At 66.7% G+C, this 19,454-nt stretch carries 15 protein-coding genes and 2 pseudogenes; 14 read left to right on the forward strand and 3 right to left on the reverse strand.

The window, feature by feature from the left end; translation table 11 throughout:
- Window positions 1–104 precede the first annotated feature (104 nt).
- From CLV01_RS11555 to CLV01_RS11585, 7 genes and pseudogenes are all read left to right on the forward strand, one after another.
- Window positions 105–1,090, forward strand: a pseudogene (locus CLV01_RS11555) (malate dehydrogenase).
- 14 nt (window positions 1,091–1,104) lie between these two features.
- Window positions 1,105–1,909 (forward strand): annotated as a pseudogene (gene tam, locus CLV01_RS11560) (trans-aconitate 2-methyltransferase).
- Entirely contained in the window at window positions 1,906–2,925 is a 1,020-nt protein-coding gene (locus CLV01_RS11565) for an HpcH/HpaI aldolase/citrate lyase family protein (RefSeq protein WP_012204351.1), read from the forward strand. The pseudogene tam and the gene CLV01_RS11565 overlap by 4 nt, the downstream one beginning before the upstream one ends.
- 31 nt (window positions 2,926–2,956) lie before the next feature.
- On the forward strand, window positions 2,957–3,544 hold the full coding sequence (locus tag CLV01_RS11570; RefSeq protein WP_099734250.1) for a hypothetical protein: 588 nt from the start codon (window positions 2,957–2,959) through the stop codon (window positions 3,542–3,544).
- Window positions 3,545–3,607: 63 nt separating this feature from the next.
- Window positions 3,608–6,199: a bifunctional aconitate hydratase 2/2-methylisocitrate dehydratase gene (gene acnB / locus CLV01_RS11575; RefSeq protein WP_012204353.1), complete on the forward strand. Its 2,592-nt coding sequence runs from the start codon at window positions 3,608–3,610 to the stop codon at window positions 6,197–6,199.
- Between the two features lie 147 nt (window positions 6,200–6,346).
- Window positions 6,347–6,598 carry an antitoxin gene (locus CLV01_RS11580; RefSeq protein WP_012204354.1) on the forward strand — a complete coding sequence of 84 codons (252 nt, stop codon included), beginning with the start codon at window positions 6,347–6,349 and terminating at the stop codon, window positions 6,596–6,598.
- Window positions 6,595–6,906, forward strand: a complete 312-nt coding sequence (locus CLV01_RS11585; RefSeq protein ID WP_047471277.1) for a type II toxin-antitoxin system RelE/ParE family toxin — start codon at window positions 6,595–6,597, stop codon at window positions 6,904–6,906. The genes CLV01_RS11580 and CLV01_RS11585 overlap by 4 nt, the downstream gene beginning before the upstream one ends.
- Window positions 6,907–6,967: 61 nt before the next feature.
- Here the strand turns inward: CLV01_RS11585 and CLV01_RS11590 are convergent, their stop codons facing one another.
- Window positions 6,968–7,786 (reverse strand): helix-turn-helix domain-containing protein, encoded by an 819-nt coding sequence (locus tag CLV01_RS11590; protein WP_099734249.1) that lies wholly within the window; start codon window positions 7,784–7,786, stop codon window positions 6,968–6,970.
- Between the two features lie 131 nt (window positions 7,787–7,917).
- On the opposite strand from CLV01_RS11590, the gene CLV01_RS11595 reads away from it, so the two are divergent.
- Both CLV01_RS11595 and CLV01_RS11600 read left to right on the forward strand, forming a co-directional pair.
- Window positions 7,918–8,340 carry a hypothetical protein gene (locus CLV01_RS11595; protein WP_099735180.1) on the forward strand — a complete coding sequence of 141 codons (423 nt, stop codon included), beginning with the start codon at window positions 7,918–7,920 and terminating at the stop codon, window positions 8,338–8,340.
- Window positions 8,341–8,556: 216 nt separating this feature from the next.
- The gene (locus CLV01_RS11600; protein ID WP_099732752.1) at window positions 8,557–9,744 is read left to right on the forward strand and encodes an IS481 family transposase; all 1,188 of its coding nucleotides are present in this window, start codon (window positions 8,557–8,559) and stop codon (window positions 9,742–9,744) included.
- 262 nt (window positions 9,745–10,006) lie between these two features.
- Here the strand turns inward: CLV01_RS11600 and CLV01_RS11605 are convergent, their stop codons facing one another.
- Complete coding sequence (locus CLV01_RS11605) at window positions 10,007–10,279, reverse strand: hypothetical protein (protein ID WP_099734248.1); 273 nt, start codon at window positions 10,277–10,279, stop codon at window positions 10,007–10,009.
- Window positions 10,280–10,732: 453 nt separating this feature from the next.
- Between CLV01_RS11605 and CLV01_RS11610 the strand changes: the two genes are divergently transcribed.
- A complete protein-coding gene (locus CLV01_RS11610; protein ID WP_099735179.1) occupies window positions 10,733–11,152 on the forward strand; it encodes a hypothetical protein in 420 nt (139 codons plus the stop codon).
- 176 nt (window positions 11,153–11,328) lie between these two features.
- Window positions 11,329–14,205, forward strand: a complete 2,877-nt coding sequence (locus CLV01_RS11615) for an aconitate hydratase (RefSeq protein WP_099734247.1) — start codon at window positions 11,329–11,331, stop codon at window positions 14,203–14,205.
- A 143-nt stretch (window positions 14,206–14,348) separates the two neighbouring features.
- Here the strand turns inward: CLV01_RS11615 and CLV01_RS11620 are convergent, their stop codons facing one another.
- Window positions 14,349–15,248 (reverse strand): LysR family transcriptional regulator, encoded by a 900-nt coding sequence (locus CLV01_RS11620; protein ID WP_013803426.1) that lies wholly within the window; start codon window positions 15,246–15,248, stop codon window positions 14,349–14,351.
- 136 nt (window positions 15,249–15,384) lie between these two features.
- Between CLV01_RS11620 and CLV01_RS11625 the strand changes: the two genes are divergently transcribed.
- From CLV01_RS11625 to CLV01_RS11635, 3 genes are all read left to right on the forward strand, one after another.
- The gene (locus CLV01_RS11625) at window positions 15,385–17,088 is read left to right on the forward strand and encodes an acyl-CoA dehydrogenase family protein (RefSeq protein ID WP_099734246.1); all 1,704 of its coding nucleotides are present in this window, start codon (window positions 15,385–15,387) and stop codon (window positions 17,086–17,088) included.
- A gap of 75 nt (window positions 17,089–17,163) precedes the next feature.
- Window positions 17,164–18,168 carry a Bug family tripartite tricarboxylate transporter substrate binding protein gene (locus CLV01_RS11630; RefSeq protein ID WP_099734245.1) on the forward strand — a complete coding sequence of 335 codons (1,005 nt, stop codon included), beginning with the start codon at window positions 17,164–17,166 and terminating at the stop codon, window positions 18,166–18,168.
- A 157-nt stretch (window positions 18,169–18,325) separates the two neighbouring features.
- Window positions 18,326–19,441: a CaiB/BaiF CoA transferase family protein gene (locus CLV01_RS11635; RefSeq protein ID WP_043792364.1), complete on the forward strand. Its 1,116-nt coding sequence runs from the start codon at window positions 18,326–18,328 to the stop codon at window positions 19,439–19,441.
- The last annotated feature ends 13 nt before the right edge of the window (window positions 19,442–19,454 follow it).

Below are 19,454 nucleotides of genomic sequence, written 5' to 3' on the forward strand. Positions count from 1 at the left end.
GTACACTTTCGCGTTGTTTGCGGAGCACGGGCTGCTGGTTTCTGACGCTGGTGCGACCTGGCGCCGATAACACCTGATTTTTTCCCCATCCCTGGAGTTTCATCATGAGCAAGAAGCCCGTTCGTGTCGCCGTCACCGGTGCCGCCGGTCAAATTGGTTACGCCCTGCTGTTCCGCATCGCCTCCGGCGAAATGCTGGGTAAGGACCAGCCCGTCATTCTGCAACTGCTGGAGATTCCCGACGAGAAGGCCCAGAACGCGCTCAAGGGCGTGATCATGGAACTCGAAGACTGCGCCTTCCCCCTGCTGGCCGGCATCGAAGCCCACTCCGACCCCTGCAAGCCTTCAAGGACACCGACTACGCCCTGCTGGTCGGCGCGCGTCCCCGCGGCCCCGGCATGGAACGTGCCGACCTGCTGGCTGCCAACGCACAGATCTTCACGGCCCAGGGCAAGGCGCTGAACGCCGCTGCCTCGCGCAACGTGAAGGTGCTGGTCGTCGGCAACCCCGCCAACACCAACGCCTACATCGCCATGAAGTCGGCTCCGGACCTGCCGGCCAAGAACTTCACCGCCATGCTGCGCCTGGACCACAACCGCGCTGCATCGCAGCTGGCTGCCAAGGCCGGCTTCAAGGTGGGCGACATCCGCAAGCTGACCGTCTGGGGCAACCACTCGCCCACGATGTACGCCGACTACCGCTTCGCCACCGTCAACGGTGAAAGCGTCAAGGCCAAGATCAACGACCAGGCCTGGAACAAGGACGTGTTCCTGCCCACCGTCGGCAAGCGTGGCGCCGCCATCATTGCCGCCCGCGGCCTGTCCTCGGCTGCCTCGGCTGCCAACGCTGCCATCGACCACATGCGCGACTGGGCCCTGGGCTCGGGCGGCGAATGGGTCACCATGGGCGTGCCCTCCAACGGCGAATACGGCATCCCCGCCGGCATCGTCTTCGGCTTCCCGGTCACCACCGAGAACGGCGAGTACAAGATCGTCGAAGGCCTGGAAATCGACGCCTTCTCGCAAGAGTGCATCGACAAGACCCTGGCCGAGCTGCAAGGCGAACAGGACGGCGTCAAGCACCTGCTGTAAGCCGCCGGCAAGCCATGCTCGACTGGAATCCCGCGCTTTACCTGCGTTTCGCCAATGAGCGTACGCGCCCCGCAGCCGAGCTGCTGGCGCGTGTGCCATTGGCCCAGGCCCGCCATGTGGTGGACCTGGGATGCGGGCCGGGCAATTCCACCGAGCTGCTTGCACAGCGCTATGCCGGTGCCACGATCACCGGCATAGACAACTCCCAGGCGATGCTGGCCACCGCGCGCCAGCATCTGCCTGAGGCCCGCTTCGCGCTGGCCGACATTGCTTCCTGGACGCCCGCCCCGGCGAGAGCGCTCCCGACCTGATTTATGCCAATGCCTCCCTCCAGTGGGTGGGGGAGCATGAAACGCTGATACCCCGCCTGTTCGCCCAACTGGCGCCAGGGGGCGTGCTGGCGATACAGATGCCCGACAACCGGCAGGAAGCCACGCACCGCGTGATGCGCGAGATCGCCAGCCTGCCCAAGTTTGCCGCCTACATCGGCGATGCCGCCAAGGTGCGGGCCGACATCCTGCCCATCCGCAGCTACTACGACCTGCTGGCCGGCCCGCAGGAGCAGGCCGGCGTCGAGGCCGGCGCCGTCGATGTCTGGCACACCGTCTACCAGCATCCGATGGACTCGGCCGGCGCCATCGTCCAGTGGCTGCGCGGCACCGGCCTCAAGCCCTTCGTCGAAGGGCTGCCCGAAGCCCTGCAGGCCGACTTCCTCACCGAATACGAAAACCGCGTGGACGCCGCCTACGGCGTGCGCGCCGACGGCCGGCGCCTGCTGGCCTTCCCCGCCTGTTCATCGTCGCCCAGCGCAAGCCATGACCGCCGCCACGTCCACACCCTCTCGCGCACACCCGGCCCAGGTGCTGCTCGATGCGCAGGGCGGTGCCCTGCACCTGCCCGTCTGTGACCACTACAGCGGCGTGGAAGTGCGCATGCGCAAGAGCCTGCAGCTGCAGGCCGAGATGATGGCCGAGTTCGGCACCTGCGTCTTTGACGTCACGCTGGACTGCGAGGATGGCGCCCCCGTGGGCCAGGAGGCGGCCCATGCGCGCCTGGTGGCCTCGCTGGCGCGCGATGCCGCGCCCGGTGCCCGCGTGGCTGCGCGCGTGCATGCCGTGGACCACGCCAGCTTCGCGCAGGACCTGGACATCATCGTCGGCGAGGCCGGCGACCGCCTGTGCCACCTCATGCTGCCCAAGGTGGAAAGCGTGGACGACGTGCTGCTGGCCGAGCGGCATCTGGGTCGCCTGGGCTGCCGCGAACTGCCGCTGCATGTGCTCATCGAGTCGCCCGCCGCCGTGCACCGTGCCTTTGACATCGCGGCACACCCGCGCGTGCAGAGCATTTCCTTCGGCCTGATGGACTTCGTCTCGGCCCATGGCGGCGCGATTCCTGCCTCGGCCATGGGCTCGGCCGGACAGTTCGACCATCCGCTGGTCGTGCGTGCCAAGCTGGAGATCGCAGCCGCCTGCCACGCGCACGGCAAGGTGCCTTCGCACTGCGTGGTCACCGAATTCAGGAATCCACAGGCGCTGCAGGCCGCTGCCACACAGGCGTCACGGCGGCTCGGCTATACCCGCATGTGGAGCATCCACCCGGACCAGATCCGCCCCATCCTCGCCGCCTTCGCGCCCCAGGCCGACGAAGTGGCGCAGGCCGCACAAATACTTACCGCCGCCGAGGCCGCCGATTGGGCGCCCGTCAGCGTGGATGGTGTATTACATGACCGGGCGAGCTACCGCTATTTCTGGCAGTTGCTCACACGTGCCCACCAGACCGGCCAGGCGCTGCCCCCACAGGTGCAGCCCTGGTTTGCATCAGAATCACTTGCTTAGCCCACACCGGGAATTTGCAGGAGCCCAACGTATGAAGACAGCTATCGCCTCCATCCTGATCGCAGCCCCCTTGCTGGCCATGGGCCTGGGTGCCAGCGCCGCCGAGCCCGCCACCGCAAAGAAGGCGCCGGCCAAGGCCGGTGCCAAGCCTGCGGCCAAGAAGGCCCCCGCCAAGAAGGCCACCACGGCCAAGGCCGCGGCCGGCGCTGCCGCCGTCGGCGGTGCGGCCGCCGTCGCAACTGCTGCCCAGCAGCCGCTGTCCGCGGAAGACCTGGCCATTTCCGAGCGCGTGCACACCGGCCGCATCCCCTGCGAGCTGGGCGCCTTCGTCAATGTGACGGCCGACCAGGCCAACCCGGGTTACTTCAACATCGACGGCAAGGGCTTCAAGTACCACATGTCGCCCGTCAAGACCTCGACCGGCACCGTGCGCCTGGAAGACAAGCATGCCGGCGCCGTCTGGCTGCAGATCGCCAACAAATCGATGCTCATGAACCAGAAGGTCGGCCAGCGCCTGGCCGACGAATGCATGAGCCCCGATCAGCTTCAGGTGGCCGAGGCCATCAAGAAGAACCCGCCTCCCAGCCTGCTGGAAGCACCCAAGCCCGCCGGCCAGTAATCCAGGCCCGGACCTGAGCGTCCCGCAAGCAGCCCCACTTTAGAAAACCATGGAGAGAGAATCATGTTGAAAGCCTACCGTGACCACGTGGCCGAACGCGCCGCGCTCGGTATCCCCCCGCTGCCGCTGGAAGCCAAGCAGGTTGCCGAACTGATCGAGCTGATCAAGAACCCGCCCGCTGGCGAGGACGCCTTCCTGCTCGACCTGCTCACGCACCGCGTTCCTCCGGGCGTGGACGATGCCGCCAAGGTCAAGGCCAGCTTCCTGGCAGCCGTGGCCCACGGTGACATCCAGGTGGCTCTCATCTCCAAGGCCAAGGCCACCGAGCTGCTGGGCACCATGGTGGGCGGCTACAACGTGCATCCCCTGATCGAGCTGCTGGACGACGCCGAAGTCGCCGGCGTGGCCGCCGATGCGCTGAAGAAGACGCTGCTGATGTTCGACTTCTTCAACGACGTGGCCACCAAGGCCAAGGCCGGCAACGCCAAGGCCCAGGAAGTCATGAAGAGCTGGGCTGACGCCGAGTGGTTCACCTCGCGCCCCGAAGTGGACAAGAAGATCACCGTCACCGTCTTCAAGGTGCCCGGCGAGACCAACACCGACGACCTGTCGCCCGCGCCCGATGCCTGGAGCCGTCCGGACATCCCGCTGCACTACCTGGCCATGCTCAAGAACACCCGTCCCGACGCGGCCTTCAAGCCCGAGGAAGACGGCAAGCGCGGCCCGATGCAGTTCATCGACGACCTCAAGAAGAAGGGCCACCTGGTCGCCTACGTGGGCGACGTGGTCGGCACGGGCTCCTCGCGCAAGTCGGCCACCAACTCCATCGTCTGGGCCACGGGCCAGGACATCCCCTTCGTGCCCAACAAGCGCTTCGGCGGCGTGACCCTGGGCGGCAAGATCGCTCCCATCTTCTTCAACACGCAGGAAGATTCGGGCTCGCTGCCCATCGAAGTCGATGTCACCAAGCTGGAAATGGGCGACGTCATCGACGTGCTGCCCTATGACGGCAAGCTGGTCAAGAACGGCGAAACCGTCGCCGAGTTCCAGCTCAAGAGCGACGTGCTGTTCGACGAAGTGCGCGCCGGCGGCCGCATCAACCTGATCATCGGCCGTTCGCTGACCGCCAAGGCCCGCGAATTCCTGGGCCTGTCCGCCTCCACCGTGTTCCGCCTGCCCCAGGCGCCCGCTGCTTCGAACGCCGGCTTCACGCTGGCCCAGAAGATGGTCGGCCGCGCCGTCGGCCTGCCGGAAGGCCAGGGCGTGCGCCCCGGTACCTACTGCGAGCCGCGCATGACCACCGTGGGTTCGCAGGACACCACCGGCCCCATGACCCGCGACGAGCTCAAGGACCTGGCCTGCCTGGGCTTCTCGGCCGACATGGTCATGCAGTCCTTCTGCCACACGGCCGCCTACCCCAAGCCCGTGGACGTCAAGACGCACCGCGAGCTGCCTGCCTTCATCAGCAACCGCGGCGGCGTGGCCCTGCGTCCCGGTGACGGCGTGATCCACTCCTGGCTCAACCGCCTGCTGCTGCCCGACACCGTGGGCACGGGCGGCGACTCGCACACGCGCTTCCCCATCGGCATCTCCTTCCCCGCAGGTTCCGGCCTGGTGGCCTTCGGCGCCGCCACGGGCGTGATGCCCCTGGACATGCCTGAGTCCGTGCTCGTGCGCTTCAAGGGCGAAATGCAGCCCGGCGTCACCCTGCGTGACCTGGTGCATGCCATTCCCCTGTACGCCATCAAGGCAGGCGCGCTGACCGTGGCCAAGGCCGGCAAGAAGAACATCTTCTCGGGCCGCATCCTGGAAATCGAAGGTCTGCCCGACCTGAAGGTGGAACAGGCCTTCGAGCTGTCCGACGCCTCGGCCGAGCGCTCGGCTGCCGGCTGCACGATCAAGCTCAACCCCGAGCCGATCAAGGAGTACCTGACCTCGAACATCGTTCTGATGAAGAACATGATCGCCGACGGCTACGCCGACGCCAAGACGCTGCAGCGCCGCATCGAGAAGGTCGAAGCCTGGCTGGCCAAGCCCGACCTGCTCGAAGCCGACAAGGACGCCGAATACGCTGCCGTGTTCGAGATCGACCTGGCCGACATCAAGGAACCCATCGTCTGCTGCCCCAACGATCCCGATGACGCCAAGTTCCTGTCCGAAGTGGCCGGCACCAAGATCGATGAAGCCTTCATCGGTTCGTGCATGACCAACATCGGCCACTTCCGCGCAGCAGCCAAGCTGCTGGGCGGCCAGCGCGACATCCCCGTCAAGCTGTGGGTGGCTCCGCCCACCAAGATGGACCAGAACGAGCTGATCAAGGAAGGCCACTACGCCGCCTTCGGCACGGCCGGTGCCCGCACCGAAATGCCGGGCTGCTCGCTGTGCATGGGCAACCAGGCCCAGGTCCGCGAAGGCGCGACGGTGATCTCCACATCGACCCGCAACTTCCCCAACCGCCTGGGCAAGAACACCAACGTGTTCCTGGGCTCGGCCGAGCTGGCGGCCATCGCATCGCGCCTGGGCAAGCTGCCCACCAAGGAGGAATACCTCAAGGAAATGGGCGTGATCGATGCCGACAAGTCCAGCGTCTACCGCTACATGAACTTCGACCAGATCGAAGAGTACGCGGACGTGGCCAGGGGCGTGAGCGCCTGAGTCCGGCCTGATCCGGCTCCATGAGCAAAGCCCGCTTCGGCGGGCTTTGTCTTTTGCGATGGGTCTGTCTGGGCATCTGGCATGTCTGCAAGCATGCTTTTGAGCATGTGCTAACGTGGAAACCAAGTGAACCAGTGGAGCCTCGCCATGAGCCGCCTGACCATCGACATGACCCCGCAGCAGCACCAAAGCCTCCAGGCGTCTGCCGCTTTGCAAGGCAAAACGATCGAGCAATACACGCTTGAGCGGCTGTTTCCCGGCGACGCGGATGCCGGTCAGGCGTGGCAGGAACTGGCGGCCGTGCTGGGAGAGCGCATCAATGAAGGACTTGCTGGCAAGGTCTCCGGCAAGAGCATTGGCGAGATTCTTGATGAAGAGTTGGGCGAGGGGCGGCGTTGAGACATTACCGGCTCACCGCTGCGGCAGAAGCCGACCTGCGCGGCATCATCCGCCATACGCGCAGGCAATGGGGCGATGAACAGGTAAGGCAATACATCAGTGCATTGGAGCGTGGGATTGCCGGCCTGGTGGCAGGAAAGGCAGGCTTCAAGGACCTCGGCGAAGTCTTCCCCGGCTTGCGCGTGGCCCGTTGCGAACATCACCATGTGTTCTGTCTGCTGCGCGAAGATGCGCCCGCCTTGGTGGTCGCCATACTGCACGAGCGCATGGATTTGATGGCGCGGCTTGCCGACAGGCTCAAGCCTTGAGGCGGCGCACGCGGGAGTCTCCGTTGGAGGCCCCGCTTGGGTGGGCTTCCTGCCTTCTGGATCAATTCGCCTTCCTCAACCGCCCCAGCACCTCCTGCGTCTGCGCATCCGCTGGAAAGAACGACTCCACGGCCAGCTCCTGCAGCGTCACATCCACCGGCGTGCCGAAGATGGTGATGGTGCTGATGAAGTTCAGGCGGCCATGGTCGGTGTCCAGCGCGAAGGGCACGGCGATGTGGCTGGCAGGTGCTGCGCCATGTGAGTCCGCTTCATCTTCCTTGAACGGGTAGGCGGCAATCTCGTCGTGCAGCGCCTGCAACTGTGCATCCGACGTGGCGGCAATCTGCTGCTGCAGGCGGTGCAGCAGATGCGCGCGCCAATGGGCTGCGTTGGCCAGGCGCGGGCCCAGGCCTTCGGGGTGCAGGCTCAGGCGCAGCACATTGACGGGCGGCTCCAGCAGCCAGGGCGCCACGCCGGCCAGCAGCAGCGGCACGATGGCGTTGGCGGCCACCAGGTTCCAGTGCCGGTCCACGGCCAGGGCGGGATTGGGTTCGTGGCCCTTGAGCACCAGGTCCACGGCCTGGCGCGCGGCGGCCAGATCCGGGTGGTCCAGCGGCCGGGCCTGGTACATGGGCGCATAGCCTGCGGCCACCAGCAGGGCATTGCGCTCACGCAGCGGCACGCCCAGGCGCTCGACCAGGCGCAGCACCATCTCGCGGCTGGGCTGGGCGCGGCCGGTTTCCACATAGCTCAGGTGGCGCGTGGAGATCTCGGCCTCCAGCGCCAGGCCCTGCTGGCTCAGGCGGCGGTGCTGGCGCCAGTGGCGCAGATGGTCGCCGAAGGGCGAGCGCGCGGACGGTGGATGGGCGGTGGAGGTCATGGCCCGCATCGTAGCGGCGGGGCTGGCGTGGCGGCCATGACCTGCGAGGTTATCGACCCTGTGCAGCCTGCGGCGGACCATGCAGTCCATGGCATGCACGGTGTGTGCCTGTTGCTCTCAAGGAGTTCGCCATGTCGATGTTTGCTTCCCCCCGTTTCCTGCCCCGCGTGATGTGGGCCGATGCTGCTTCCTGCGCCGCCTCGGGCGCCTTGCAACTGGTGGCGGGGCAGCCGCTGTCGGATGTGACGGGGTTGCCTCTGGCGCTGCTGCAGTCCACAGGCTGGTTTTTGCTGGGCTATGCGCTGCTGGCTGCGTGGATGGCGGCGCGCTCGCCTGTGCCGCGGCGGTTGATCGGGCTGGTGGTTGTGGGGAATTTGGGGTGGGCTGTGGGCTGTGTTGCGCTGTTGGCGTTTGGTGGGTTGGTGTTGTCTGTCTGGGGTGTGGCGTGGGTGTTGGCCCAGGCGCTGGTGGTTGTGGTGTTGGCTGAGTTGCAGTGGACTGGGTTGAGGCGCACGCGCGATGTGGTTGGCGGTGCGCGTGTTGCCATGTCATGACTACAGCGGGCTTGTTTTGACCCTGCCGGGCCGTTGTTTTTCGAGGCCGGGTCTCGGCCCGGCAGCCGACTGCCCTTTCTTGATTCGCCAAGAAAGGTCAGGCCAAAGAAGGCGACCGGTACGACTCACACTCATAGGTGACACATCAGTACAAGGACATGGGTAACAGATCCAAGCTTGGCAGCTGGAGCCAACAGCAGCCAAGGAGCGATCACCATGCCCTGGAAGGAGTGCGCACCCATGGACGAGAAACTGCTCTTCATAGCCGACCATCTGCGCAGTGGCGTGCCGCTGAGCGAGCTGTGCAGGCGCTACGGCATCAGCCGCAAGACGGCCTACAAGTGGGTTGAGCGTTACCGCCAACTGGGCATGGATGGATTGCAAGAACGCAGTCGCAGGCCCCACGGGAACAATCAGGCGATCAGCTATGCACAGCGCCGGGCCATCATTGAGCTGCGCACGCAGCAAAGGTCACAGATGGGGCCCAAGAAGCTGCACGCTTTGCTCCTGCAGCGCTGGGGCCCACAGGAGACACCCAGCAAAACCACCATCTACAACGTGCTGAAGGCTGAGGGGCTTGTTTGCAGCAGGCGTGTACGCAGACGCTCGGTGCCGACGGCCCAGCCCTTGCGAACGAGCAAGCAGCCCAATGGGGTGTGGAGTGCAGACTACAAAGGCCAGTTCAAGACAGCCGATGGTCACTGGTGCTATCCATTGACCATCATGGACCACGCCAGCCGCTATTTGCTGGCCGTGCATGTCTACGACAGCCCCAACTACGAGGATGCCAAACGCAGCTTCGAACAGGTGTTTCGGCAATACGGACTGCCCGAGCGCATACGCAGTGACAACGGTCCGCCGTTCGCGACTACTGGCGTGGCGGGCCTGTCACGCCTGGCGATATGGTGGATAAGGCTGGGCATCAGGCCGGAGCGCATCGAGAGGGGCAAGCCACAGCAAAACGGTCGCCACGAGCGGATGCACCGCACGCTCAAGCATGCCCTGGGCAAAGAGCCTGCGGCGGACAAAGCGGCATTGCAGATGCAGCTCGATGCCTTTGTGGAGCACTACAACCAGCAGCGCCCGCATGAGGCCTTGCAGCAAAGCATGCCGGCCCAGCATTACAGCGACTCGGCCAGGCCATACCCCTCAAAGCTACCGGAGCTGCAGTACCCGAAGCATTGGGAACGAGTTCGAGTCAGCCACAACGGCCTGATTTACTGGCGAGCGCTGCGGGTCTACATCGGCTACCTGCTGGCGGGGCAGTGGATCGGGATGCAGGAGGTGGCCGCTGGCCAGTGGGATGTGTATCTGGGGCCGGTGCGACTGGGCTGCTTCAACGAAGAGGATGTGCGAGGACCCCAGAAGGACTATGTGAGCTTGAAGTGTTACCCATGTCTGTGAGCTGAGTTGTTACCCATGTCCTTGACACGTACAACCCGGATGCCCGCGACCCCTTCGCTGCGCTGCGGGGCAACCTGCGTCGGGCCGCCTGCGGGGTTCGCCGTGAAACTCACTTCGCGCTGCGCGCTCCGTTCAGACAATCACGGCGAGTCAGATCACGAGGCAGTCCTGTCCTTCGGCAGGACTGCAACCCAGCAGGCGGCCCGACGCAGGCGCTGGCATACGGGGAGCTGGTGCGGGCCTTCGCTGCGCTGGGCCCGGTTCAGGGGGCTGTGCTGCTTTTGACGTAGTGGGAGCAGCCCACGGCGACGACTTCGCCGCCGGTTTCGCTGGCCAGCATGTCGGCGCTGTTGCGGATGGTGCGCAGGGCGCTGGCGAGCACGTCCAGGCGGTTGCTGGTTTCGGGCGTTTCCAGCCACAGCAGGGCCATGCGGGAGAGTGCCGAGATCTCGGCACAGCCTTGCTGCACCAGGCGGTCCACCTCGGTCACGACCTGGGTGAAATGCTCGGCGCTTGGTGGGGGTCTGGGTGTCATGGCTCGGCTCTCCGTGCAAAGGTGAGGCGGGCCATCGAGAGGGATGCGATGTACATGGTTCCGTGCTCCTATTCGAGACTGAACCACCAGGCCGGGTTTTCAAGCACAGCAATGGTGGACGGGATGTTGAAAACACGAGAATAGTCGTGCGGGCAGCCTTGCGGTGAGCCCCATCCCGTCCCAAACCGTTCGGATGCAGGCAAGCGCCCACGATCCAAGCAAATCAGACGTGACAAGGCCTCGCTATCGGGGAGGCCGCTCCGCTATTCTTCAAAGGCGTTTTCAAGCACCGGCCCCGTGACAGGGGGCTGGTGCGGATTGTGGCATAGCGACTGGAGTTGCTCCAGCGGGGCTGGCATGACCTGGCAGGTCATGGACTCGGGTGCGGTGGCGGCGGAGCATCGGTGGGGCCGGCTTGCGAGGTGCATGCCCGGCAATCCACAAGGAGTGCTGATGCCGATGTTTTCCCATGCCCGTTTCCTGCCCCGCACCCTGTGGGCCGACGCCATCTGCTGCGCCGCGGCCGGTGCGGTGCAGCTGGCTTTTTCGCAGCCCTTGGCCGTTTCAACGGGCTTGCCGCAGGCGCTGCTGCTGGGCACGGGGTGCTTCTTGCTGGCCTGGGCCTGCGTGGCTGGCTGGGGCGCGTGCCGCATGCCGCGCAGCAGGGGGCTGGTGGCCATTGCCGTGTTTGGCAACTTCGGCTGGGCCCTGGCCTGCGGGGTTGTGCTGTACAGCGGCGTGCTGGAGCCTGCGCCCGCAGGCTGGGCATGGGTGCTGGGCCAGGCGGCCATCGGCGTGGCACTGGGCGATCTGCAGTGCGCGGGGTTGTGGCGCAGCAGGGCTTCGCTGGCCGGTTCGATGACAGCCCCGTGAAAGCCTGTCGCTTTTGCCGCGCGGACAGCGTTGTCCGCGTGTGACTATCGCCAATGGACCACAGCATCCGCGGGCACTTCTGGGCACAATGGAAATCAGAGTCTTGGTGCATGCCCAGCAGCCCGGAAAAGGCGGCGCGCATGTGCCTTCCCAGAGTTTCATCCAGGAGTCTCACGATGCGCCACGAATATGAAAACACCCTCAAGTCCTTTGCTGCGGCGGGGGGCAAGAAGGGCAAGTTCTTCTCCCTGCCTGAACTGGCAAGGCAATATCCACAGGTCCGGCGATTGCCCGTGTCGTTGCGCATCGTGCTGGAGTCCGTGCTGCGCAACTGCGATGGCAACAAGGTGACGCGCGAGCATGTGGAGCAGCTGGCGAACTGGAAGCCCCAGGCCGAGCGCGTGGACGAGATCCCCTTCGTGGTATCGCGCGTGGTGCTGCAGGATTTCACGGGCGTGCCGCTGCTGGCCGACCTGGCCGCCATGCGCAGCACTGCCGCCAGGCTGGGCAAGAAGCCCAAGTCCATCGAGCCGCTGGTGCCCGTGGACCTGGTGGTGGACCACTCCATCATGGTGGACTACTTCGGCACCAAGAAGGCGCTGGACCTGAACATGAAGCTGGAGTTCCAGCGCAACAAGGAGCGCTACCAGTTCATGAAGTGGGGCATGCAGGCCTTCGACACCTTCGGCGTGGTGCCGCCGGGCTTCGGCATCGTCCACCAGGTGAACCTGGAGTACCTGGCGCGCGGCGTGCACAAGACCAAGGACGGCGTGCACTACCCCGACACCCTGGTGGGCACGGACAGCCACACGACCATGATCAACGGCATCGGCGTGGTGGGCTGGGGCGTGGGCGGCATCGAGGCCGAGGCGGCCATGCTGGGCCAGCCCGTGTACTTCCTCACGCCCGATGTGGTGGGCTTCGAGCTGTCGGGCCAGCTGCGCGAGGGCGTGACGGCCACCGACCTGGTGCTGTCGGTGACCGAGATCCTGCGCCGCGAGAAGGTGGTGGGCAAGTTCGTGGAGTTCTTCGGCGAAGGCACGCGCACCCTGGCGCTGCCCGACCGCGCCACCATCGGCAACATGGCGCCCGAGTACGGCGCCACCATGGGCTTTTTCCCCGTCGATGAAAAAACCATCGACTACTTCAGAGGCACGGGCCGCAGCAAGGCCGAGATCGAGGCCTTCGAGGGCTATTTCCGCGCGCAGGAACTGTTCGGCGTGCCGGCCGCCGGCGAGATCGACTACTCGCATGTGGTGCGTCTGGACCTGGGCACGGTGGCGCCCAGCCTGGCCGGACCCAAGCGCCCGCAGGACCGCATCGAGCTGGGCAATGTGTCGTCCAAGTTCGATGAGCTGTTCAGCGCCCCTGCGGCGCACAACGGGTTCAACCAGCCGATGGAACGGCTGGGCCGGAGCTTTCGCGTAGGCGGTGGCGGCGAGGGCGAGGTGGCGCCCGAGACGCCGGCCCATCCGCCCGGCGCGCAGCGCTCGCTGGCCGAGATGGAGGCCAACAAGCCCAAGCTGGAGGCCGCCCACAGCGAGGCACCGGTCGATGCCCCCACGCCGCCCAAGCGCCTGAGCATCGCCAACGGCGACGTGCTGATTGCCGCCATCACCAGCTGCACCAACACCTCCAACCCCAGCGTGATGCTGGCCGCCGGCCTGCTGGCCAAGAAGGCGGTGAAGGCCGGGCTCACGGTGCAGCCGCACATCAAGACCTCTCTGGCGCCGGGCTCGCGCGTGGTGACCGAGTATTTGACTGAAGCCGGCCTGCTGCCCTACCTGGAAAAGCTGGGCTTTGCGCTGGCCGGCTACGGCTGCACCACCTGCATCGGCAACGCGGGCGACCTCACGCCGGAGCTCAACGAGGCCATCACCAGCAACGACCTGGTCTGCGCGGCCGTGCTGTCGGGCAACCGCAACTTCGAGGCGCGCATCCACCCCAACATCAAGGCCAACTTCCTGGCCAGCCCGCCCCTGGTCGTGGCCTATGCCATTGCCGGCACGGTGCGCCGCGACCTGATGACCGAGCCCGTGGGCCAGGGCAAGAACGGCCGTGACATCTACCTGGGCGACATCTGGCCGACCAGCGAAGAGATCCACGCGCTGATGAAGTACGCCATGAACGGCAAGGCCTTCCGCGAGAACTACGAGAAGGTGCGCTCCGAGCCCGGCAAGCTCTGGGAAAAGATCCACGGCGTGACGGGCGCCACCTATACCTGGCCCGAGAGCACCTACATTGCCGAGCCGCCGTTCTTCGATGATTTCCGGCTCCAGCTGGACGCGCCCGCCACCGGTGCCGAAGGCTCCAACCCCTACGTGGTGCACGGCGCGCGCGTGATGGCGCTGTTCGGCGACTCCATCACCACCGACCACATCTCGCCTGCCGGCTCCATCAAGGAAAGCTCGCCCGCAGGCCAGTGGCTGCTGGCCCATGGCGTGCAAAAGGCCGACTTCAACAGCTACGGCTCGCGGCGCGGCAACCATGAGGTGATGATGCGCGGCACCTTTGCCAACGTGCGCATCAAGAACCTGATGATTCCGGCGCAGGCCGATGGCTCGCGCGAGGAGGGCGGCCTGACGCTGTACCGCGACGGCACGGGCCAGGTCACCAAGATGCCCATCTACGACGCGGCCATGAAGTACCAGGCCGAGGGTCGTGCCACCGTGATTTTCGCGGGCGAGGAATACGGCACGGGATCGAGCCGCGACTGGGCCGCCAAGGGCACGCAGCTGCTGGGCATCAAGGCCGTGGTGGCGCGCAGCTTCGAGCGCATCCACCGTTCCAACCTGGTGGGCATGGGCGTGTTGCCGCTGCAGTTCCTGGGCACGGACAGCTGGCAGACCTTGGGCCTGACGGGCGAGGAGTTCGTGGAAGTGATTCCCGCCGCCGACCTGGCACCGCAAAGCGAGGCCCAGCTGGTGATCACGCGTGCCGATGGCAGCAAGCAGACCGTGGTGGTCAAGCTGCGCATCGACACGCCCATCGAGGTGGACTACTACCGGCACGGCGGCATCCTGCCGTACGTTCTCAGGCAGCTCCTTGAATGAAGTTGGAAACCCCCTGAGCCGCTATGCGGCTTCCCCCTGCAAAGGGGGGCGACACCCTGGCGGCGGGGCGACCCTTGCTCGGTGTCCCTCGCTTTTGGGCCACGCCAGTTTGGGACAGAGTGAACTGAGCAAGGGTGTGGCGTTTATGGCTGCTGCCCCAGCCTGCCCACGCTGTCGCGCAGGTGGGCCAGCAGCGATTCGACCAGGGGCTGCACATGGCCCGGGTGCCACATGGCCTGCATCTGCGACTGCGGGTGCCGGCCCTGGATGGGCACGAAGGCCAGCCCCGGAAAGCCCACGCGCTGCAGGCAGGACGGAACCAGGGACACGCCCTGGCCCAGCGACACCATGGACAGCACCGACAGCCAGTGCCGCACCTCGTGGTGCAGGTCGGGCGTGAAGCCCTCGCTCTGGCAGATCTGCCAGATCTGCTGGTGGTAGTCGGGCGAGACCTGGCGCGAGAACAGCACCATGCGCTCGCCCGCCAGCTGGCGCACCTGCAGCGTGCGCTGGCCGGCCAGCGCATGGCCTGCGGGCAGGCAGGCCATGAAGGGCTCGCTCACCAGGGTGTGTGATTGCAGGCCGGGCGCGGGGCGCGTGGCGTGCAGCAGGCCCAGGTCCAGCCGCTCCTGCTGCAGGGAGGCGATCTGCTCTGCGCTGTTGAGCTCCAGCATGTCGATGCGCACCAGCGGGTGCCGGGCGCGAAAGCTCTCCAGCGCCTCGGGCAGCCCGCGGTAGATGGCCGAACCCACAAAGCCCAGCCGGATGCGGCCCTGCACGCCGTCGGCGATGGCGCGCATGTCCTGGCGCACGCGCTGGGCCTGTTCCATGATGTCCTGGGCCTGCACGCGCAGGTGCTTGCCGGCGGCCGTGAGCCGCACCTCCTTGCTGGTGCGCTCGAACAGCTGGGCGCCCAACTCTTCCTCCAGCTGGCGGATGGCCACGCTCAGCGGCGGCTGGGAGATGGACAGGCGCTGGGCTGCGCGGCTGAAGTGCAGCTCCTCGGCCAGCACCAGAAAGTACCTCAGTTGTCTCAGCTCCATGGCGTTCTATCCGTTTTGACTATTGATCAATACGTTATCGATATTTGACTCGAATAGAACTGTTTCCAAGAATGGGGGCATCCCCAAGACCCGGAGCCCATGCGCCCGGGCCCGGTTCCCGCACAGGAGACAGACCATGAACCCCGAACCGCAGGCGCTGGCCGCCATGCAGTCTTCCCCCGCCCAGGCTTTCCAGGCCGTGCCCGACCGCCACGGCAGCAACCTGTACACCACCGATTCCCAGTTGCAGCCGCTGCTGGCGCTGTACCTGCCGCCCGAGGTGAACGCGCACCTGCAGCCCCATCTGGAGCGCATGGGCGCCCTGGCCGGCCGCGAGATCGATGAATGGGCGCTGACCGCCGACCGCAACCCGCCCGAGCTGGAGCACCGCGACCGCACGGGGCGCGATGCGCAGCGCATCGTCAAGCACCCGGCCTATGTGGAGATGGAGCGCATTGCCTATGGCGAGTTCGGCCTGGCCGTCATGTCGCACCGCACGGGCGTGCTGGGCTGGGATGGCAAGCTGCCGCCGCTGGCCAAGTACGCGCTGACCTATCTGTTCGTGCAGGCCGAGTTCGGCCTGTGCTGCCCGCTGTCCATGACGGACTCGCTGGCGCGCACGCTGCGCAAATACGGCGAGCCGGCCCTGGTCGAGAAGTACTGGCCGCGTATGACGCAGCTGCGCTTCGAGGACCAGGCCCAGGGCGCCATGTTCATGACCGAGCAGGCTGCCGGCTCCGACATCTCCAACACCCAGACGCTGGCCCGCCCGGCCGCCGACGGCAGCTGGCGCCTGTCGGGCGACAAGTGGTTCTGCTCCAACCCCGATGCCGACTTCGCCATGGTGCTGGCGCGCGTGGAAGGCGCGCCGGCGGGCATGAAGGGCATCTCGCTGTTCCTGCTGCCGCGCCGGCTCGATGACGGCTCGGCCAACCACTACCGCATCGTGCGCCTCAAGCACAAGCTGGGCACGCGCTCCATGGCCAGCGGCGAGATCGTGCTCGACGGCGCCGTCGCCTACCTGGTGGGCGAGCAGGGCCGGGGCTTCGTGCAGATGGCCGACATGGTGAACAACTCGCGCCTGTCCAACGGCGTGCGCTCGGCCGGGCTGATGCGCCGTGCCGTGGCCGAGGCCGAGTACGTGGCGCGCGAGCGCCGCGCCTTCGGCAAGGCCCTGCAGGACATGCCGCTGATGCAGCGCCAGCTCGACAAGCTGCGCATCTACTCCGAGCAGGCCCGCACCATGGTGCTGCAGACGGCCCAGGCGCTGCAGCGTTCGGACGCAGGCGAAGACGGCGCCTACGCGCTGCTGCGCATCCTCACGCCCATGATCAAGTTCCGCGCCTGCCGCGACGCGCGCAAGGTCACGGGCGACGCCATGGAAGTGCGCGGCGGATGCGGCTACATCGAGGAGTGGAGCGACCCGCGCCTGGTGCGCGACTCCCACCTGGGATCGATCTGGGAAGGCACCAGCAACATCGTGGCGCTGGACGTGATCCGCGCCATCAAGCGCGAAGGCTCGCTGCCCGTGCTGCGCGACCACGCGGCCCAGCTGCTGGCCCAGACCGAGGCGGCCACGGACTTCAAGGCCGCGCTGTCGGCCAGCATGGACAAGGCTGCGGCCCTGGCCCTGCGCGCGGCCGAGGAGGGCGGTGACCGCCTGGCGCGCGCCGCCGCCTCGGGCCTGTACCACTGCTTCACGGCCACGGCCATGGCCTGGGAGGCCTCTTGCACACGCAGCGCCGAACGCATGCGCTGGGCCCAGCTGGTGCTGCTGCACCGCGTGCTGCCGCGCGACCCGCTGGCGGCAGGCGACCTGCCCGAAGGCTGGACACGCTGAGCCCATCGAGCGCACCGACCCAGAACACACATCCCGTCCACAGGGATGACCGCACAAGTACCGGAGACAAACACCATGCCTTGCACTGACCAGAAGCCATCCTTCCAGAAATGCCGATTCCTGTGGGCCTGTGCGCTCGCCGCCACCGCCGCGCTGCCGGCCGCCGCCCTGGCCGAGCGCTTTCCCGAGCGGCCCATCAGCTTCGTCGTTCCCTTCCCGCCCGGCGGGCCCACGGACGCCATGGCCCGCACGCTGGCGATATCGCTGACCGAGACGCTGGGCCAGAGCGTGATCGTGGAGAACAAGGCCGGTGCGGGCGGCAACATCGGCGCCGACTTCGTGGCCCGCGCCAGGCCCGACGGCTACACCATCATGTTCGGCACCTCGGGGCCGCTGGCCATCAACAAGCACCTGTACCGCAAGATCAACTACGACCCGCAGACCAGCTTCGCGCCCATCATCCGCGTGGGACACCTGCCCAATGTGCTGGTGGTCAACCCGGCCACCAAGGCCACCACCGTGCAGGAGCTGATTGCGCAGGACAAGGCCAAGCCGGGCAGCCTGGACTATGCGTCCTCGGGCAACGGCGCTTCCTCGCACCTGGCCGGCGTGCTGTTCAACAAGATGGCCGGCACCTCGCTGCAGCACATCCCGTACAAGGGCACGGGCCCGGCGCTCAACGACCTGCTGGCGGGGCAGGTGAACATGACCTTCACCGACATCCTCACCGCCATGCCCTACATCAAGGCCGGCAAGTTCAAGGCCATTGGCGTGGCCACGGAAAAGCGCTCCCAGGCCATGCCCGACATCCCCACCATCGCCGAGCAGGGCCTGCCCGGCTACGACGTGAGCGTGTTCTTCGGCGTGGTGGCACCGGCCGGCACGCCGGCCGACCGCATCGAGACGCTGAACGCGGCCTTCCGCAAGGCCCTGAGCAGCGAGCGCATCCGCAAGACCTTTGCCGACCAGGGGCTGGAGCCGGCATCGGATCTGTCGCCAGCGGGGCTGTCGACCTTCATCGCGCAGGAAGTGACCAAGTGGAAGGCCGTGGTCGATGCATCGGGCGCGAAGCTCGACTGAACAGATGGAGAACACCCCCTGAGCGGCTACGCCGCTTCCCCCTCTCTCGCACGCGGGAGTGGGACGGCGCCTTCGCTGCGGGGCGGCCCTTGCTGGGCGCCCCAGTGGCTTGAAACACGCCAGTCTTGCACCTTGTGCCAATGAAGAAAGAAACTTTATGAGTAGAGCCAATGGTGCCCTCCAGGGCATCCGTGTCCTCGACCTCTCCCGCATTCTTGGTGGCCCGCTGTGCGGCCAGATCCTGGGCGACCACGGCGCCGACGTTCTCAAGGTGGAGCCGCCGCAGGGCGACGATACGCGCGCCTGGGGGCCGCCGTTCCAGGACGGTGTGTCCTCCTACTACCGGGGCCTGAACCGCAACAAGCGGCTGCAGTTCCTGGACCTGTCCCAGCCCGAAGGCCAGCAGGCCGTGCTGGCGCTGATGGAGCAGGCCGACGTGGTGGTGGAGAACTTCAAGATCGGCACCATGGAAAAGTGGGGCATAGGCTGGGAGCAGCTGCGCGAGCGCTTTCCGCGCCTCATCTGGTGCCGCGTCAGCGGCTTCGGTGCCGATGGCCCGCTGGGCGCCTGGCCCGGCTATGACGCGGCCATCCAGGCCATGACGGGGCTGATGAGCGTCAACGGCGAGGCCGGCGGCGATCCACTGCGCGTGGGCCTGCCCGTGGTGGACATGGTCACGGGCATGAACGGCGTCATCGGCGTGCTGCTGGCGCTGCAGGAGCGCCAGCGCAGCGGCCTGGGCCAGCTGGTCGATGTCTCGCTGTACGACAGCGGCATCTCGCTGCTGCATCCGCATGCGGGCAACTGGTTCATGAGCGGCAGGACGCCGGGGCGCTCGGGCAATGCCCATCCCAACATCTATCCCTACGACAGCTTTGCCACGGGCACCACGCCGGTCTTCCTGGCCGTGGGCAACGACCGCCAGTTCCGCCTGCTGTGCGAGCACCTGGGATGCCCGCAGCTGGTGGCCGACGAGCGCTTTGCCACGGCCGGCCAGCGTTCCCACCACCGCGATGCGCTCAAGCCGCTGCTGGAGCAGGCCCTGCAGTCCTGCGACGGTCCCGCGCTGGCCGATGCGCTGATGGCCATCGGCGTGCCCGCCGCGCCCGTGCTGGGCGTGGACGCGGCGCTCAACCACCCGCATACCCTGCACCGCGAGATGGTGGTGGAGATGGAGGGCGGCTACCGGGGCCTGGGCGCGCCCGTCAAGCTCAGCCGCACGCCGGCCAGCTACCGGCATGCGCCGCTGGCCGAGGGCGACAGTTTCGAGTGATTTGCGTGGTGCG

The sequence above is a fragment of the Delftia sp. 60 genome (assembly GCF_002754395.1).
GTDB classification, from domain to species: domain Bacteria; phylum Pseudomonadota; class Gammaproteobacteria; order Burkholderiales; family Burkholderiaceae_C; genus Comamonas; species Comamonas acidovorans.

Coding starts and splice junctions, on each gene's coding strand:
- CLV01_RS11580 (WP_012204354.1), top strand. CDS start 6,347: ATGAGCCGCCTGACCATCGACATGACCCCGCAGCAGCACCAAAGCCTC.
- CLV01_RS11590 (WP_099734249.1), bottom strand. CDS start 7,786: ATGACCTCCACCGCCCATCCACCGTCCGCGCGCTCGCCCTTCGGCGAC.
- CLV01_RS11605 (WP_099734248.1), bottom strand. CDS start 10,279: ATGACACCCAGACCCCCACCAAGCGCCGAGCATTTCACCCAGGTCGTG.
- acnB (WP_012204353.1), top strand. CDS start 3,608: ATGTTGAAAGCCTACCGTGACCACGTGGCCGAACGCGCCGCGCTCGGT.
- CLV01_RS11610 (WP_099735179.1), top strand. CDS start 10,733: ATGCCGATGTTTTCCCATGCCCGTTTCCTGCCCCGCACCCTGTGGGCC.
- CLV01_RS11620 (WP_013803426.1), bottom strand. CDS start 15,248: ATGGAGCTGAGACAACTGAGGTACTTTCTGGTGCTGGCCGAGGAGCTG.
- CLV01_RS11625 (WP_099734246.1), top strand. CDS start 15,385: ATGAACCCCGAACCGCAGGCGCTGGCCGCCATGCAGTCTTCCCCCGCC.
- CLV01_RS11615 (WP_099734247.1), top strand. CDS start 11,329: ATGCGCCACGAATATGAAAACACCCTCAAGTCCTTTGCTGCGGCGGGG.
- CLV01_RS11600 (WP_099732752.1), top strand. CDS start 8,557: ATGCCCTGGAAGGAGTGCGCACCCATGGACGAGAAACTGCTCTTCATA.
- CLV01_RS11635 (WP_043792364.1), top strand. CDS start 18,326: ATGAGTAGAGCCAATGGTGCCCTCCAGGGCATCCGTGTCCTCGACCTC.
- CLV01_RS11570 (WP_099734250.1), top strand. CDS start 2,957: ATGAAGACAGCTATCGCCTCCATCCTGATCGCAGCCCCCTTGCTGGCC.
- CLV01_RS11595 (WP_099735180.1), top strand. CDS start 7,918: ATGTCGATGTTTGCTTCCCCCCGTTTCCTGCCCCGCGTGATGTGGGCC.
- CLV01_RS11565 (WP_012204351.1), top strand. CDS start 1,906: ATGACCGCCGCCACGTCCACACCCTCTCGCGCACACCCGGCCCAGGTG.
- CLV01_RS11630 (WP_099734245.1), top strand. CDS start 17,164: ATGCCTTGCACTGACCAGAAGCCATCCTTCCAGAAATGCCGATTCCTG.